Origin of the sequence: Streptomyces anulatus (assembly GCF_000721175.1) — a bacterium.
Classification (GTDB): domain Bacteria; phylum Actinomycetota; class Actinomycetes; order Streptomycetales; family Streptomycetaceae; genus Streptomyces; species Streptomyces anulatus_C.
The window spans coordinates 60352-75275 of the sequence record NZ_JOEZ01000020.1; the positions used below are offsets into that span (position 1 = coordinate 60352).

Annotated in this window: 17 protein-coding genes; 10 read left to right on the top strand and 7 right to left on the bottom strand. The window is 70.4% G+C overall.

Going from position 1 to position 14924, the window contains the following annotated elements:
- Window positions 1-3: 3 nt before the first annotated feature.
- The 7 genes from IG90_RS0123545 to IG90_RS0123575 are packed head-to-tail and all read left to right on the top strand — an operon-like array spanning window position 4 to window position 5508.
- A complete protein-coding gene (locus tag IG90_RS0123545) occupies window positions 4-705 on the top strand; it encodes a PIG-L deacetylase family protein (RefSeq protein ID WP_007490674.1) in 702 nt (233 codons plus the stop codon).
- Window positions 705-1439 (top strand): WbqC family protein, encoded by a 735-nt coding sequence (locus tag IG90_RS0123550; protein WP_033894586.1) that lies wholly within the window; start codon window positions 705-707, stop codon window positions 1437-1439. Before IG90_RS0123545 ends, IG90_RS0123550 begins: the two co-directional genes overlap by 1 nt.
- Complete coding sequence (gene folE, locus IG90_RS0123555) at window positions 1436-2038, top strand: GTP cyclohydrolase I (protein WP_033894587.1); 603 nt, start codon at window positions 1436-1438, stop codon at window positions 2036-2038. Before IG90_RS0123550 ends, folE begins: the two co-directional genes overlap by 4 nt.
- On the top strand, window positions 2035-2733 hold the full coding sequence (locus IG90_RS0123560; protein ID WP_157846345.1) for a nucleoside/nucleotide kinase family protein: 699 nt from the start codon (window positions 2035-2037) through the stop codon (window positions 2731-2733). The genes folE and IG90_RS0123560 overlap by 4 nt, the downstream gene beginning before the upstream one ends.
- A complete protein-coding gene (locus IG90_RS0123565) occupies window positions 2715-3758 on the top strand; it encodes a radical SAM protein (protein WP_007490682.1) in 1044 nt (347 codons plus the stop codon). The genes IG90_RS0123560 and IG90_RS0123565 overlap by 19 nt, the downstream gene beginning before the upstream one ends.
- Entirely contained in the window at window positions 3755-4855 is a 1101-nt protein-coding gene (locus tag IG90_RS0123570) for a DegT/DnrJ/EryC1/StrS family aminotransferase (protein WP_007490684.1), read from the top strand. The genes IG90_RS0123565 and IG90_RS0123570 overlap by 4 nt, the downstream gene beginning before the upstream one ends.
- Entirely contained in the window at window positions 4843-5508 is a 666-nt protein-coding gene (locus IG90_RS0123575) for a 3'-5' exonuclease (RefSeq protein ID WP_030587942.1), read from the top strand. The genes IG90_RS0123570 and IG90_RS0123575 overlap by 13 nt, the downstream gene beginning before the upstream one ends.
- A 1-nt stretch (window position 5509) precedes the next feature.
- On the opposite strand, the gene IG90_RS0123580 is transcribed toward IG90_RS0123575, so the two are convergent.
- Window positions 5510-6007 (bottom strand): NUDIX hydrolase, encoded by a 498-nt coding sequence (locus IG90_RS0123580; RefSeq protein ID WP_030587946.1) that lies wholly within the window; start codon window positions 6005-6007, stop codon window positions 5510-5512.
- Window positions 6008-6170: 163 nt separating this feature from the next.
- On the opposite strand from IG90_RS0123580, the gene IG90_RS44910 reads away from it, so the two are divergent.
- Genes IG90_RS44910 through IG90_RS0123595 form a run of 3 tightly spaced genes read left to right on the top strand, consistent with a single transcriptional unit; the run spans window position 6171 to window position 9335 of the window.
- Window positions 6171-7163, top strand: a complete 993-nt coding sequence (locus tag IG90_RS44910; RefSeq protein ID WP_030587949.1) for a hypothetical protein — start codon at window positions 6171-6173, stop codon at window positions 7161-7163.
- On the top strand, window positions 7160-8755 hold the full coding sequence (locus tag IG90_RS46085; protein ID WP_030587951.1) for a PEP/pyruvate-binding domain-containing protein: 1596 nt from the start codon (window positions 7160-7162) through the stop codon (window positions 8753-8755). The genes IG90_RS44910 and IG90_RS46085 overlap by 4 nt, the downstream gene beginning before the upstream one ends.
- Complete coding sequence (locus IG90_RS0123595) at window positions 8748-9335, top strand: HAD family hydrolase (protein ID WP_007490692.1); 588 nt, start codon at window positions 8748-8750, stop codon at window positions 9333-9335. Before IG90_RS46085 ends, IG90_RS0123595 begins: the two co-directional genes overlap by 8 nt.
- A 13-nt stretch (window positions 9336-9348) precedes the next feature.
- Here IG90_RS0123595 and IG90_RS0123600 read toward each other — a convergent pair whose 3' ends face one another.
- From IG90_RS0123600 to IG90_RS0123625, 6 genes are read right to left on the bottom strand one after another with little or no spacing between them, the layout of a single operon-like run.
- Window positions 9349-10104 carry a 2'-5' RNA ligase family protein gene (locus IG90_RS0123600; protein ID WP_030587957.1) on the bottom strand — a complete coding sequence of 252 codons (756 nt, stop codon included), beginning with the start codon at window positions 10102-10104 and terminating at the stop codon, window positions 9349-9351.
- 16 nt (window positions 10105-10120) lie between these two features.
- Window positions 10121-11479, bottom strand: a complete 1359-nt coding sequence (locus tag IG90_RS0123605; RefSeq protein WP_030587960.1) for an NsdA family TPR-like regulatory protein — start codon at window positions 11477-11479, stop codon at window positions 10121-10123.
- The gene (locus tag IG90_RS0123610) at window positions 11476-12060 is read right to left on the bottom strand and encodes an NUDIX domain-containing protein (RefSeq protein WP_233436073.1); all 585 of its coding nucleotides are present in this window, start codon (window positions 12058-12060) and stop codon (window positions 11476-11478) included. The genes IG90_RS0123605 and IG90_RS0123610 overlap by 4 nt, the downstream gene beginning before the upstream one ends.
- Window positions 12057-13379, bottom strand: coding sequence for an NsdA family TPR-like regulatory protein (locus tag IG90_RS0123615; RefSeq protein WP_051860237.1), 1323 nt, complete (start codon window positions 13377-13379; stop codon window positions 12057-12059). Before IG90_RS0123615 ends, IG90_RS0123610 begins: the two co-directional genes overlap by 4 nt.
- Window positions 13380-13394: 15 nt before the next feature.
- The gene (locus IG90_RS0123620; RefSeq protein ID WP_030587970.1) at window positions 13395-13862 is read right to left on the bottom strand and encodes a PPC domain-containing DNA-binding protein; all 468 of its coding nucleotides are present in this window, start codon (window positions 13860-13862) and stop codon (window positions 13395-13397) included.
- 39 nt (window positions 13863-13901) lie between these two features.
- Window positions 13902-14909, bottom strand: a complete 1008-nt coding sequence (locus tag IG90_RS0123625) for an asparaginase (RefSeq protein WP_030587973.1) — start codon at window positions 14907-14909, stop codon at window positions 13902-13904.
- Window positions 14910-14924 lie beyond the last annotated feature (15 nt).

The following is a 14924-nucleotide window of genomic DNA, read 5'->3' on the forward strand; positions in this document are numbered from 1 at the left end:
TTCATGTTCGGCCTGAAACCCGGTGACCGCGCCCTCGTGGTCAGCACCCATCTCGACGACGAGACCCTCGGCCTCGGCGGCACCATCGCCAAGCTGACCGAGCACGGCGTCGACGTCGATGTCCTCGCCGTCGCCTGCACCACCGCGCCCATGTACGGCGGCAGCTCCGACGCCGGCACCCGCCGCGCCGAGTTCGACGCCGCCTGCTCCGTCCTCGGCGTCCACCAGCACCACGTGGCCTGGGTCGACACCGACCGCGCCGCCCATCCCGGAACGTACCTGCCCGAGTTGGTCGCCCTTATCGAATCCGGGCCCGGCCCGTGCCTGCACACCAGTCGGCCGCACGTCCTGTTCATCCCCACCGTCGACGCCCACCACCAGGACCACCAGGCCGTCCACACCGCCGCGCTCGCCGCGGCCCGGCCCGGCGCCGCGGACATACGGTGGATTCCGCCTCTCGTCCTCGGCTACGACGGACCCGAGGACCGGTCCTGGCGCGCCGCCGACGAACCGCGGACCGTCGTGGTGGACACCAGCACCGCCTGGCCGACCAAGGAGAAGGCGCTGCTCTGCTACACCAGCCAGCTCCGCGAGGCCCCGCACCCGCGCAGTACCGCCAAGATCCGCGCGCTCGACGAAGCGGCTGGCGCCACGATCGGCACGGAGACCGCCGAGCGGTTCCTTCCCTACCGGATGGCCTTCTGATGACCGCCCGCACCGACGTACTGGTCGCCCACCAGCCCGCGTACCTTCCGTGGCCCGGTTACTTCTCCCGCCTGCTCGACGTCGACCGGCTCATCCTGCTCGACCACGTGCAGTACACCGAGCGCGGCTGGCAGAACCGCAACTTCGTCCGCAATGCCCGCGGTGAGCGGGTGCGCCTCACGGTGCCGGTCACGGGCCGGTTCGGGCAGCCGATCCGTGCGGCCCGCATCGCCGACGACCGCTGGCGCGCCCGCCACTGGCGCACCCTCACCGAGTGCTACCAGCACGCCCGTTACTGGCCGCAGTGGGAAGGGCCGCTGCGCGCGGTCTACGGCCGCTCGTGGACGCACCTGGCCGACCTGAACCAGGAGCTGATCCGGCTCCTTCTCGACGCGTTCGGGCTGCAGATCGAACTGGTTCGCTCCTCCGCCATCACCCCTGCTGGGGCGAAGACGGACATGCTCATCGACCTGTGCAAGACCTCCGGCACCCGCGTGCTGCGGGTGGGCACCGGCGCTGCCGAATACCTCGACGCCGGCCTCCTCGCGCAGGCCGGGATCGAGGTCGAGGTCGCCACCTACAGCAGCCCTCCGTACGACCAGGGACGCGGGCCCTTCACTCCCGGCCTCTCCGCCCTGGACCTGCTGCTGCACCAAGGGCCCCAGGCGCGCGCAGTCCTCACCGACAGCGCCCACCTGCGGCCGTGGGCCCCGGAGATGGCGGTGCTCGGATGACCGCCACTGACACCCGCCCCCCCACCACCGACGGCATCGACCTCGGCGAGGTCGAGGCGCTCTACCGCAAGCTCCTGGTCGCGCTCGGCCAGGACGTCGACAGCGAAGGCCTGCGCGACACCCCCGCTCGAGTCGCCCGCTTCTGGAAGGACTTCCTCCAGCACGACCCCGGCACCACCGACACCGCCTTCACGCACCAGGAATCCGGCGGCCAGTACGTCGTCGTCAGCGGCATCCGGGCCTGGAGCCTGTGCCAGCATCATCTCCTTCCGTTCCGGCTGGACGTCCACATCGGCTACGTGCCGGCCGGGCGGGTCCTGGGCCTGTCGAAACTGCCGCGGATCGTCCAGACCTACGCCCACCGGCTGCAACTCCAAGAGGCACTGACCGCGCAGGTCGCTCACGAAGTCGCCGCGCTTTCGGGCAGCGGCGACGTCGGAGTGTGGTCGGTCGGTGAGCACCTCTGCATGGCCATGCGCGGCGTCCGCGACCAGGCCGCCCGCACGACGACAGCCTGTCTGCTCGGTCGGCTCGAGAGCGACGACCGACTCGCCGACCGGCTGCGCACCGCCGCCTTCCTCCCTCTGGGGGCGCGATGAGCAGGCAAATCGCGCTGGTGAACGTCGAGGGCACCAACGGGGTCGGCAAGACCCGACTCAGCCGCCAGGCCGCAGAGCGCCTCGGTCCCCGTTGCGTCCCGCTGGTCGAACTGCCCGACGCCCCGCCTGCCGGATTGCCCGGCCAGGTGATCGCCGCACTGCACCAGGACGGCGACCTCTTCCTGCGCACCGGCCACCCGCGCACCGAGACCCTGCTCCTCATGGGACTGCAGGTCCACCGTTTTGAGAGCCTGGGCCCGGTGACACCGGGACAGGTCGTCCTGGAAGACCGCGGCCCGCACTCCGTGGCCATCTACCAGGCCGCCGTGCTCGCCGAGACGGAACAGCACTCCGACGAACAGGCCCTGACCACCGCCTGGCACATCCTGTCGACGATCGAATCCTGGCGCCCGCAACCCACCGCCACGATCTTGCTGTTCGACGACCCTCGCCGCTGCCTCCAGCGATTCGAGCAACGCATCGGCCGCACCGCCACCGCCAGCGAGCGCTCCCTGATGGCCCGGGCCGACCGGCTCTACCGTCTGCTCGCCCACACTCAGCAGGGCCAGTACTACGTCCTCGACCGCCAACAGGTCGACGAGCCGCACGCCGTCGCCTTCATCACCGATGTGTGCCAGCGCGCCGCGGCCGCCGCCACGCCGAAAGGAGCCGTCCCGTGCCCGACCGGAACGTGACCGTACTGTGGGCGCTGCGCTCATGGTGCGCCTCCCACAAGTGCCTGCCGTGCTACTTCAACTGGCCCGAGAACGCCACGCTCCAGGCCCTGCCGCGGTCCGGCGTGCTGGACCATCAGTCGCCGGACGACGTCCCCACCCAGCAACTGTTCGCCTTCGCCCGCACCCTGGGCGACTCGCCTGTCCGCCGCGTCTTCCTCGCCGGCGGCGAGCCGCTGCTGTGGGCCCCGGCCCTGAAGCTGATCGAGATCCTCAAGACCCAGAGAATCGAGGTCGTGGTGTGCACCAGCGGCCCGGCCCTGAACAAGCCGGGCATGGCCGAGCGGCTGGTCGACCTCGGCGTGGACGCGTTCTCGGTCTCGCTGGACTCCACCGACGCCGAGTACAACGACCGCTGGCGCCCGCCGCGCAAGCCCGGCTTCGGCTGGGAGGGCGTCGTCAACGGCATCCGTACCGTCCTGACGGCACGCGGTGACCGGCCGCAACCCCGAGTCGGCATCTACAGCATGATCACCAAGCTCAACCTGGACGCCATCACCACGGTGCCCCGTCTGGCCGCCGAGCTGGGCTGCGACTACTTCGTCGCCCAGCCCGTCTCGCTGCCCGCCGACCACAATCTCCACGACGAGCTCGTGCTCACCGAGACGGACATTCCGCGCCTGCGCCGGGAGTTCGGGCAGCTCTACGCCTCCGGCCTGCCGCTGACCCTGCCTTCCGTCGACTACCCCGGCCAGTTCGTCTCGGCCGTCCAAGAGTCGACCGGCCTGGTCCGCGACTGCTTCGGCGGCAACGACCTGTTCTTCGTCGAACCCGACGGCTCGGTATGGGACTGCCCCTCCGCGCTGCGCATCGCCCAGACCCCGCCCCAGCGGCGCCGCAACATCCGGGAGACCACCGCGGCGGACGCGTTCCGCCCGGCGGGCTGCGCGGACTGCGCGCTGTTCAGCGTGGACTGCGTCAACATGTGGCCCCTCATGGGATTCGACCGTGTCGTGGACCCCGCACCCGCCGGGAGCACATCGTGAACGCCGGAGTCGATCCCGCGCTGATGCAGGCCCTGGAACAGGTTCTGGCCCGCATGCCCGACCCGGCCGGGCGCCGCGAGGCCGAAGCGCTGGAGAGCGAACTGGCGTCCGTCTTCGGCGCGCGGCACGCCGTTGTCGTGGCCTCGGGCACTTCGGCGCTGCACACCGCGGTCGTGGCCTGCGGCATTGGCCCCGGCGACGAGGTCCTCATGCCTGCCACCACCGTGATCATGACCGTCGAGGCCGTCGCCGCGACGGGCGCCACGCCCGTCTTCGTCGACTCCGCCCCAGGCGGAGGCGGCATCGACCTCAAGGACCTGTCCGCCAAGAGGACCCGCGCCACACGGGCGATCCTCCCTGTCCACCTCGCCGGCCGCACCGACGGCATCCACGAACTGGCCGCGTACGCCCAGGCGACCGGACTACGCCTGATCGAGGACGCGTGCCAGGCGCAAGGCAGCCGCACCCGCGGCCGCCAGGCCGGCACGATCGGCCACATCGGCTGCTTCTCCCTCAAAGACGGAAAGATCATCTCCAGCGGAGAGGGCGGATACCTCCTCACCGACGATCCGGAACTCGCCGCGCGCGCCGCCGCCTTCCGCACCCACTGGCACACCCCGGCCCCCGAGGCTCCGGCCGGCAGCCGACTGGGGCTCGGCCTCCGGCTCGCCGAGCCGCTGGCCGCCATCGCCCGCCACCAGCTCGCCGCGTTCGATGACGCGCTCGCCCGCCGCCGACACCAATGCAGGATGCTGCACGAACTCGTCGACGACACGCCCGGCCTCGTCCCGAACCATCCCCCGGACGAGCAGGAACCCAACGGCTACAGCGCCCTGTGGCACCTCACCCTCGACCGCCCGCGGGCGTTCAGCGCGCGCCTTGCCGAACAGGGGGTGACCAACAGCGTCGGCACCTTCGGTCTGCGCACCGCCCCCGAGCATCCGGCATGCCGCGAGCTTGGCCAGAATCCGTGTCCGAACGCGGCCCGTGCGGTAGACCGGCTCCTGGCCGTGCCCTTCACCGCCCGCATGGACGAGGAAGACCTCCACCAGATCGCGGCCACGATCCGTCGGGAGGCCGCACAGTGGACATCCTGACCCGCCTGCACTGCACCTTCATCGTGATCGACTTCGAGGCCCTGACCCCCGCGGGTCGGCCCGCCGAGCCCACCGAGGTCGCTGCGATGGCGCTCGTCGTGCGGGACGGCAAGCTGGTGGAGGACGGCCGCTTCGAGTCGCTGATTCAGCCGCCGGCCGACGTGCCGGTGACCTCCCGCGACATGAGCCACGGGATTACCGAGGCGGCGCTGCGGTCCGCCCCGACCGCTGCCGCAGTGCTCGGCGAGCTGGACGGGTTGCTGTCGACACCCCCCTACCGGCTGGTGGCGCAGCACGCTTCGACTGAGGCCGGGCTCATCGCCCGACAGGGGGAGCACTGCCCCACCCTGGCCACGACGCCGCTCGTGGACACGGTGAGGATGGCCCGGAAGACCGTCCGCGGCATGTCCTCGTACGGGCTGGACGAGCTGCTGCGCTACTACGGCATCCCCAAGCCCGTGCAGCGGCACCGGGCCATGCCGGACGTGGAGGTGACCGCCGAGGTCTTCCGGTTGCTGCTGGAGGAGGGAGCGGCCGCGGGCCACTGGTCGACGCTTCTGGAACTCGACGCGGCCGCCGGTCTTCAACCGCGTCCCAAACCGGCTGCGGAAGCCACCGTTCAGGACACGCTGTTCGGGCCCGACGGCGGGTAGCTCAGATGCAGTTAGCCCCGACGACGTCATCGATCCGTCCGAAGAGCTCCTTGGCCTGCAGCCGGGAGTCCTCGGCGATGCTCGGCGCCTCGGCCAGTTCCTGCTCGGTGAACCAGCGGACCTCATGGACCGGCTGCCGCGACGGCGTGGTGTCGTCCACTACGGCCACGAAGACGTGGTCGACGTGCCGGTGCGGCGCGCGCGTGTGGTTGTCGGCGCCGGCCCGCATCTCGCACACGTACCACGGCGCGATGACCTGCGTGTGCGGGAAACCGGCGGGCAGTGGCAGCGCCGGCCCTGGCAGCAGCCGGGCGGTCAGGCCGGTCTCCTCGTCCACCTCACGCACCGCCGCCTCGGCGGCGCTCTCGTCACTCTCCACGTGTCCGCCGGCGGGAAGCCACTCCTCCAGACGCGGATGCCACACCAGCGCGCAGCGCCACACCCCCTCCTGGCCATGGTTGAAGACGAACACGCTCGCGGTGGATTCCTTGACGACCATCAGCGCACATCCCTCGGCTCGACAGGCACTTCCCGGCCCAAAGGGGCACGGCCGCCCCAGGCCCGCATCGAGCCTCCCACAGCACCCAGGGCCACCACCGCAGATTCGCGCCACATCACCCGCGCCTTCGCCGATCCGACCCCCAGACCCCGGGAGGACACCCATGGAACCCGTCTGGAACGGGATGCTGACCTGCGACTACGAGCGCAGCCGCCCAGCGAGCACACTGCTGGAGTGGGATCTTTACACCACGTCGCTCATAGCCTGGCCGAGGGTGCTCCTGGAGGATCCGACCCCGTACGGGCGGCTGCGGCGGCCGGGCATCGTCGACATCGACGAACCCGTACACCTTCGGCTCGTCGCCGCCTTGGAGAAGTTCCTGTCCGACCCCGATCGCGTCCGGGACCTGGCCGATCGCACGGCCCTCCACCGGGAGCAGACCGCCAGCGCACTGGACCAGGCCGAACAAGCCCTGAGCGACCGGGACGTGAAGGCAGCGGACGAAGCCATCGGGCGGGGGACGGCGGCGTTCTTGAAGGTCATGTCCGCCCACATCGTCAACTGGCTGCTGCCCGAGCAGCAGTGGGAGGACCTCCTGAGCCAGGTGCTGTCCAGCCGGGCCCGCGCCCGAGACTGCACGCTCGCCCTGGCCACCCCGAACCGCACCGGCCACCTGCTGCAGGCGCACCGTCTCCTCCTGGAAGCCGCCGCCAGCATCCGTGACGGACGTCCCCTTGCCCTGGCCGCAGCCGACGTCAGCGCCCGGGCCGGAACTCTGTACGGGGCGGGCTCACCGGCAGCTGCCGCCATGCCCCTTGAGGACCCCGACCGCGCCGCCGACCTGCTGCGAACCCTGTCATCCAGCGCAGACCCCGAATCCGAGCTGGCATCCCTCACCGGCTCCCTGGACCGTTCTGCCGCCGTACGCGAGGCATGGGAGACCGCGGCGCTGCTGGCTGCCGGCGGCCGGCCCGGCCAGCTCGCCGCGGTGCGCGCCCTGAGCACCGCCCTCGCCTGGGCCGCCGACAGCGAGGAACGGCGCAAGGAGTTGCGCCACCGCTACCTGTCGCTGGTGCGCCGCTGGTGCACGGCCAGAGAGCACGATGCCACCCGCGTCACCACACCCGACTTGCTCGCCCTGGGAGACGGCCGATGACCCCCACCCCCCTGCTCCCCCTCGACCAGGCCCACAATGCGGCGCGCGTCGGCGGGAAGGCCGCCGCCCTGGCCCGGCTGCTCCGCCAAGGTCTGCCGGTTCCCGAGGGCCTGGTGGTCCCGGTCGGTACACCGGAGAGCGCGGTGCCGATCCTTGTGGACCGCATCCTGGCCTGGGCGGAGGGGCGTGCCCCGTACGGCCTGATCGCCCGGTCCTCCGCCGTCGCCGAGGACGGCGCCGCCGTCTCGTTCGCCGGGATGTACGCCTCACGCTTCACCCCCGCCCACTCCGGCCCGCTGCACGCTGCGATTACCGAGGTCCGCTCCTCCGCACTGCAGCCGACGGCGCAGGCCTACGCGCGGGCCCACGGCATCACCGCGGCTCTTGGGATGGCCGTGGTCATCCAGCCCGCGCTGCGCCCCACTGCCTCCGGCGTACTGGCAGCCGAGGTGCTCGCCGGCCGGTGCGTCCGCTGGCGGATCGAGGCCGTCCGCGGCCTGGCCGAACCACTCGTCAGCGGCACCCAGACCGGCGAGGTCCACTCCGGCCTGCGTCACACCGCCCACCCTGTCCAGCCCGCCGAGCAGCGGATCATCCTCATGCCGGGTGCCCCCGACGAGCTGCGGCTGCCACCGGGGGAGTGGACGACGATCACCGGCGTCAACCAGGACGAGACACTCGCGAAGATCAAGACGTCACAGGAAGGCGTCCTGCACCTCCACACGCCGACGCCGTGGGCGGCTGATCCCGTGCTGAGCGAGGAACACCGCCTGGCCCTCCTGGACAGCGCCGTTGTCGCGGCAGCCGCGCTGAGCCTCGAACGTATCGACCTGGAGTGGGCCTTCACCGCCGACGGCACCCTGCACCTGGTGCAAGCACGCCCGCTCACCCGCCCCCTCCACGAAGCCCGCGCAACCGGTCGGCACTGTGAGGACGGCTGGACCGGCATCCCTGCTGTCGCGGGCACCGCAGCGGGGCCGGCTGTTCGCATCGGCGAGGGCACAGCCCTGACCGGTGCCGTGCTGATCTGCGGCGCGCTCGGTCCCGAGGCGGCCGGCGCCCTGCTGGAGCAGCCCGCCGCAGTCGTCTCCACCACGGGGGGACCGCTCTCCCATACCGCGATCATCGCCCGCGAGCTCGGCATTCCCTGCGTCACCAACGTCAAGGCCGCGACCGCGATCCCCTCGGCGCGCCTGATCGAGGTCAACGGAACTGAAGGCACCGTGCGGCCCGTCGCGGGCATTCCGGAGCAACGGACCGAGCGCGCCCGCCTGGACGGAGCGGCCGTCGTGCTCCAGCGCCTGCCGGCCACCGCCGCGCACGACGGGCGTGCCGCTACCCTCCTGCTGCACTCACCGGCAGAGCATCACCCTGTGCTCCCCACCCTCACGGCGTCGGCCGAGCACGGGACGGTGGGGGTGCTGATCGTGGACGAGGACGTCGCCACTCCGGAGCTGCCGGGGTTCCAGGTGATTCGTTTGAAGTCCCTCGGACGCCTGCTGTGGCCGGTGGACGGCGGAGACGTGCCGGAGACTCTTGTGACCGTCGACCCGAACGGCCGGGTCCTCCACAGCCGAGGCCTCCATGACTGATCTCCTGGGCGACACCGCCGGTCTCATCGTGGACTGGGACGGCACGGTCGTCGACAACGGCCGGCGGCGTCTCGACGCGCTGCGCCAAGCGCTCGTGCCGTACGGACTCACGGTCGAGGAGGACTGGTACACGGTGCATGCCGGGTTGCCGGTACGCGACCTCCTGCGGGTCCTGGCCGGCGAGCGCGAGCTCCCGGTCGAAGAGGTGGTCCACGCCAGCCGCCAACGCCTGCTGAACGGGCCCCCGCCTGCAGTGATCACGGCGACCCTGGAACTGCTCGAGCAGGCCCGTGCACGCAGGATCCCCCGGGCCGTCGCGTCCAGCGCGGCCGCAGTCCTGGTGCACACCGGGATCGAGCGCCTGGGACTGAACGGGCTCCTTCCGATCGTGGTCACTGCCGAGTCCGTGGCGCGCGGCAAACCCGCTCCCGACGTCTACCTGGAAGCGGCGCGACAGCTGGGCGTGGCGCCCTCGCACTGCCTGGCGGTGGACGACGCATCCGACGGCATCGCCGCGGCCCGATCAGCGGGCATGCGGCTGCTCACCGTGAGCGGCACCACTCTGGTTCCGGTCACATGAGCCACGTGAAGGATCACTGCGCACCTGGTGCGGCTCCCTCGGCAGCCGAGGCCAATCCCGTTGGGCGCAGCGGAAGCGTGCGGATGGTCTCCCACCGGTAGGTCCTTCCCTGGCGGCGGAGCTTCACCAGGTCCACTGACGAGACATCGAGAGCTACTGGGGGAAGCGAGCGCAGTTGCGACACCACGTCGACGACCGGCGCTGCCGGGCGCTCGGCGTTGTTGTAGGCCACTCCCAGATGCGGCCGGAAGGTGCTGGTCGGCTTGCCGCCGGGCACGCCGGCTTGAGCGCCGAGCGCGCTGAGCGCAGCGTGGAGGCCGACGAGCGGTCTCCACGGGGTGAGGCTGAAGCGGACGGCACCGCGGCTGCCGGCAAGGGGATGAGCCAGAATGCGGAACTCACCTACGGACAAGTGCTCCGCCATGGAGATCAGGTGCTCGAGCTGGGGATGTGACACTCCTTCCGTGGCACCGATCCGGAGCAGGGTGACGTGCAGGCCGTCGGCGGGCACCAGGTCCATGCTGAGATGCTCGAGCGCGCCCTGGCAGTGCTCCGTGCGTCGCACCAGGGCGGTGGCGTCGGCGAAGGTGAGCATCCAGTAGTAGGCCTGCTGCCGTTCCGACCATCCCGGGCGATCCCAGTGGTTCTTCATGCGGTCGACAGCTTGGAAGGCCCGCCAGTCGTGCTCGACAATCACGCGGGAGTCGTCGAGGTCGGCGGGGGGTGCGCAGGGGAAGGCCCTGGTGTCGACGGCCAGCTCGGGCGCCACGGATCTCCTAGATATGTCAGGGCGCGATCTGAGCGCGCGAGCCGACCACGATCATTCCGGCCTGCGGCTGTGACCGCCACGTCCGCAGCTCCTCGGCATAGTCCCCCACATCGGGTTCGTCATGCCACCGCTCGGCGCATTGGTAGAGCTCGTTCGCGCGTTCCCACACAGACCTGATGGGCGCGGTGGTTCCGGACCTGAGGGCTCGCCGGCCCAACGCCATGGCCTGCTCGACCTCGGGAGATGGCTGCTGCAGTAGGGCCGTTGCCGTATCGAGCCCTACCAGGGCGCGGCTCCAGTCGGAGTCGGAGTGTGCGATCAGCTCGTCGATCTGCTCCGCGTGCGTCAGGACCTCGGCTGTGTCGCCGAGCGAGAGGCGTGTGGTGATGGCGTTGGCCAAGGTGCGAGCCATGGAGTACGGCTCGAAGCTGATGCACGAAGTGAGGCCGCCGGGCAGGGCGGCTTGCCGGTCGGAGAGCTCCAGGGCCTGGCCGATCGCCTGCTCGGCGCCACGCCGATCGTCGAGTCGGGCGAGCGCGCGGGAGCGCCCGTTGACGAGCAGCCGGATCGCCTGCGGGTTGTCCGGGGCGAGAGCGATTCCGGCCAGGGCTGCGTCGTCGGCTTCCGCGTACCGCTTCTGGTAGTACAGCCCCAGAGAGCGGGTCCCGCTCGCCCACATCTCCATGGGGACGTCGCCGACCTCGCGTGCCAGGGACTCCGCCTCCGAGCAGTACGCGTTCACCAGGTCATAGGTCGCACCAGCATTGACGGCCATGTACCCCAGAAGCCCGGCGGCTTGGGAGGCGAGGCGGAAGAGTTCCGTACGGACCCGCGGGGGCTGCTGGCCGGCCAGGACGCCGTGCAGCATTTCGCGCACGACTCGGGCTTCGCCCGCCAGCTGCTGTGGCCCCTGCGCCTCGTAGCGGTCGATGATGCCCGAGATGGACCGTCTCACCATGACCAGGACCGGGTCGTCCGCGTTGGAGCTGGTCAGCTTGTGCGTCTGGGCGACGACGGCCAGCGGGTCGTCGAAGCCGAGGCTGGCCGCCGATGCACTGGCGAGGTCAGCGCTGGCCCGCAGCGAGACCAGCGCCCCAGGTTCCACGGGCTCGAAGAGCCGCTCGGGGGCCATGTTGAACATGTGGCGGAGTACGAGATAGGCGTCCCGCCGGGGTGTGCTCTTGATCGAGCCGCGGCGGCCCATATACCGGTCGAAACTGCTGCGGGACACTTCGACGCGGGCGAGCCGGGGATCGTTCTCCTTCTCGGCGGCGCGCGCAGCGGCTTTGGCGAAGTGGATACAGAACTTCTCGTACGAATCCCACTGGTTCTCCTGGACCAGGAGCGCGAACCGCGTGGTGGTCGTGCTGGTCACCGGGCTCCCCCCTCGGGTTCGGTTCGGACGGTCGGCTGCTGCTCTTGTGCCGGAGTACGGCCTGGGTTCCAGAGCGGCTGCCCGTTCTGGAGGTATCGGGGGATGCTCTCCCCCAAGGCAGCCAGGGCCTGCTCCGCTCGGCGCCGCTGACGGTCCCGGAGCAGGGAAAGCGCCTGGTCTTCGGGGAAGAAGGCGCACTCCGCAAGCTCCTCGTCGTGCGGTCGCAGCGTGGCGCACGTGGCCCAGGACAGTTGCCCGGCGTCGAAGACGAACGCCATGAGGTCGTCCCACGGCCCGTGGGGAGGCACCCAGTCGATGCACAGGAGTGCGTACAGCGTGACGTCGAGCCCGAGCTCCTCGCGGAGTTCCCGCCGCACGGCATCGGTGGGAGCCTCGTTGGACTCCGCCATCCCGCCAGGAAGATCCCACCCCGGCTTGTAAGTGGGTTTGACCAGGAGAAGCCGACCGTCGGGGTCGCGAAGCAGCGCGTCGGCAGTCACCCGCTTGCGAGCCTGCTTGGCGTTGCCCTCGGCCAGGTAGGCATCCCACGCCGGCGTTCCGGGAGGAGGGGGTTTCGTCATGGATACCTGCCCATTCCCGGACGGGCGTCGAAGCTGGCCAGCAGGGCCGAACGGCGACGGTTGACCTGTACCAACTGCTCCAGCACGTCCCGCACCTGCGGGACGTCTCGGAAGGGAGTGAGAGTTCGACTAAGGGCGTGCAGATGTTCGGTGACCCGTGACGAGCCGAGCGGCTCACAAGCGGCCACAAGCTGCACCCCGGTGGCACAGGCCGCTTCGAGGTCCCCACTTTGGACGAGAAGCTCGGCGAGCGCGGACTGGCTGAATGCCCGACTGCGGGCACGGTTCTCTCCACGCAACGCCACGGCGCGCTCGGCTTCGATGGTCGCCACACTGAGCATGCCCAGGTCGCGGAGGGCGAGCGCTGACTCGCTGGCGAGTGCAGCCTGATCGAAGGGGGCAATCCAATGCGGGGGCGGCACAGCGGAGGCGTCTTCCAGAATTGCGCGCGCTGTTTCCAGAGCGCGTTGGGCGGCCACATCGTCTCCGATCCTGGCGTGAGCGCGACCCTCCATGGCGTGAAGGCGGGCGGTGAGCACCGGGATAGGCTCGGTGGTCGCCATGCGTTCATGTCCGCGGCGGGCTAGGGCCAGTGCCTGCCCGGCGTCGCCGAGTTGCAGGGCCAAGTGGCTCGTGCTCGCCAGGACGTTCGCTCCCACAGATGTTTCAGGAGTCGCGTGCGCGAGACCGAAGGCGACCCTGAAGTGTTCGGAGGCCTCCGTGTCGCGTCCCAGGTCATGGGCCATCCAGCCCGCCATTTCCGTGAGGACTGCTGCGGCCAGAAACACGTCAGCTTCGGGGGACCGCCCCTTGGGCCCGAACAGATCAACCGCGATGGAGGTCTGAAGATACTGCTGGAGCGACGAATAGACATGTCCAGCGCCGAGTTGACGATCAGCGTGCCTGAACGACTCCAGCGCCCCCAGGTAGGGCAACGGGCCGGCGCTCTCGGGCGGTGCAGCTCCGGGCAGAGTGAGCAGGGGCGCGAAGTCAGGGGTGGGTGTTCCTGGCCCGGCCTCGGCTGTCGCGGCATCGGTGGTGCTGGGAGGCTCACCGGTTGGTGGTCCGAACAGCGCCACTGCCGGCTCCCCGAGCAGATGCTCCAGCACACGGCAGGTGGGAGGCCAGGGCATCCTCTTGAGGTCCCCGGCCAACCACCGGTCGAAACTACGAGACGAGACCGTGACCGCCGCCAGCCGCGGGTCGCCGTCGATACGGGCGACGTCGCGGGCGGCACGCTGGAAGTGGATGCTGAACGTGGCGAACACCGTCCAGTGGTTCTCCTCCACCAACTGCCGGAACCGGGTCGCGCGCCGCATCGCCTTCTCCCTGGCTCAGTTCGAGTCGCCGAAGGTGAGAAGGGGAACGTCATACAGATCGGGGCTCTGCGGCCGGGTCACCGTAGGGGCGGTCCACTCCTCGATGACGAGCTCGCTGATGAACTGCACGGTGCCGCCCAGGAGGTGACTCGTTCGTCCATCGGCAGAGGCCCCTTTCAGGCCGGCGGTCACGTGGATGTGAGGTGCGACCTTGCTGTTCACGGTGTCCCACGCGAGCGTGCCGGCTCCGAGCACTTCGAGGGTCTCGACCTTGATCTCGTCCCACAGAGGGCGCTCCGGGTGCTCGAGTGGGCCGCACGAGCCCACCAGCCGGACACTGCTGAAGCCGCCGATGAACGTCGGGATGTGGCCAGCCCGGATCCCGGTGTCGCGGCAGAAGGCGTCCAGCGCAGGGAAGAAGTCTTCGCCATCATCGAGAGCGACGACGAACCGCCGCCCGGTGGTGACTTCAGTGGCACGCATGTGGCTCCTCGATCTCAGAATTCGATCTTGTGGGGGAAATCAGCGTCGGCGGAGTTCGAAGGCGTCCCTGATCTCCGGCAGCTCTGCTCCGGAGCGCAGAAGGGCCAGCAGGAGGAGCCGGGCTTTGCGCGGCTCCAGGCCGCCGCCGCTGATGAGGCCTCGCTTGAGCAGGTCTGTCTCGGAGCCGGGGCCGAAATCGTAGGTGTTGCTCAGGACGCTGCCCGCGCCGGTGCGGGAAGCAAGGATGACCGGCATACGGGTTGCCAGCTCACCCAGCGGTTCAGCCCATGTCTTGGGGGCGTGCCCCGCTCCGAAGGCTGCGATGACCAGGCCGTCCGCGAGGCCAGCAGAGGCCTCCAGAAGGGCCACGGAGGCGCCCAGGGTCGCCTGGATTACCTCCACGGACGCCGGACGGACCTGCGGCAGTGCCACCGGCGCCTGCCGCGGCACGGCGAAGTGAAAGCGGGGCTGGCCTTCCACCACGTACCCGACGGGACCGGCGCCGGGCGAAGCGAAGGCCGACGTGCTGGTGCTGTGGACCTTCTGCACATGGCGGGCGGCGTGCAGTTCGTCGGCGAAGGCGACGAGTACGCCGAGGCCGCGCGCGGAAGAGCTGGCCGCGGTGTGCACAGCGGCCACAAGATTGCCCGGGCCGTCAGCGCCGGCCATCTCCGCGGTGCGCATGGCGCCTGTGATCACGACCGGGGCTTCCCCGGTGTACAGGAGGTCGAGGAGGAAGGCGGTCTCCTCCAGGGTGTCGGTGCCCTGGGTGATGACGAAGCCGGCCGTGCCGGATTGCGCCCGCTGATTCAGCAGTTCGGCTATGGCGAAGATGTCGTCGATCTCCAGCCAGGCGCCGGGGATCTGCCGGAAGTCCTGCAGCTCCAGCGTCGCAGCATCTGCCAGCTCCGGCACGGAGGCAACGAGATCAGCAGAGGCCAGACGGGGGGTCGCCCCGCTTCCGCCGCTCGGTGCCGACATGGCGATCGTGCCGCCGAGTGAAAGCACCAGGACAGTGGGGCGCTGGGACCGCGGGGTGGAGATCACGACGGCTGCCTTTCG

Bases quoted from the DNA above. Each gene is read 5' to 3' on its own strand.
- IG90_RS0123610 (WP_233436073.1), bottom strand. From the start codon at position 12,060: ATGACGAAACCCCCTCCTCCCGGAACGCCGGCGTGGGATGCCTACCTG.
- IG90_RS46085 (WP_030587951.1), top strand. From the start codon at position 7,160: ATGACCCCCACCCCCCTGCTCCCCCTCGACCAGGCCCACAATGCGGCG.
- IG90_RS0123620 (WP_030587970.1), bottom strand. From the start codon at position 13,862: ATGCGTGCCACTGAAGTCACCACCGGGCGGCGGTTCGTCGTCGCTCTC.
- IG90_RS0123560 (WP_157846345.1), top strand. From the start codon at position 2,035: ATGAGCAGGCAAATCGCGCTGGTGAACGTCGAGGGCACCAACGGGGTC.
- folE (WP_033894587.1), top strand. From the start codon at position 1,436: ATGACCGCCACTGACACCCGCCCCCCCACCACCGACGGCATCGACCTC.
- IG90_RS0123595 (WP_007490692.1), top strand. From the start codon at position 8,748: ATGACTGATCTCCTGGGCGACACCGCCGGTCTCATCGTGGACTGGGAC.
- IG90_RS44910 (WP_030587949.1), top strand. From the start codon at position 6,171: ATGGAACCCGTCTGGAACGGGATGCTGACCTGCGACTACGAGCGCAGC.
- IG90_RS0123615 (WP_051860237.1), bottom strand. From the start codon at position 13,379: ATGCGGCGCGCGACCCGGTTCCGGCAGTTGGTGGAGGAGAACCACTGG.
- IG90_RS0123580 (WP_030587946.1), bottom strand. From the start codon at position 6,007: ATGGTCGTCAAGGAATCCACCGCGAGCGTGTTCGTCTTCAACCATGGC.
- IG90_RS0123550 (WP_033894586.1), top strand. From the start codon at position 705: ATGACCGCCCGCACCGACGTACTGGTCGCCCACCAGCCCGCGTACCTT.
- IG90_RS0123545 (WP_007490674.1), top strand. From the start codon at position 4: ATGTTCGGCCTGAAACCCGGTGACCGCGCCCTCGTGGTCAGCACCCAT.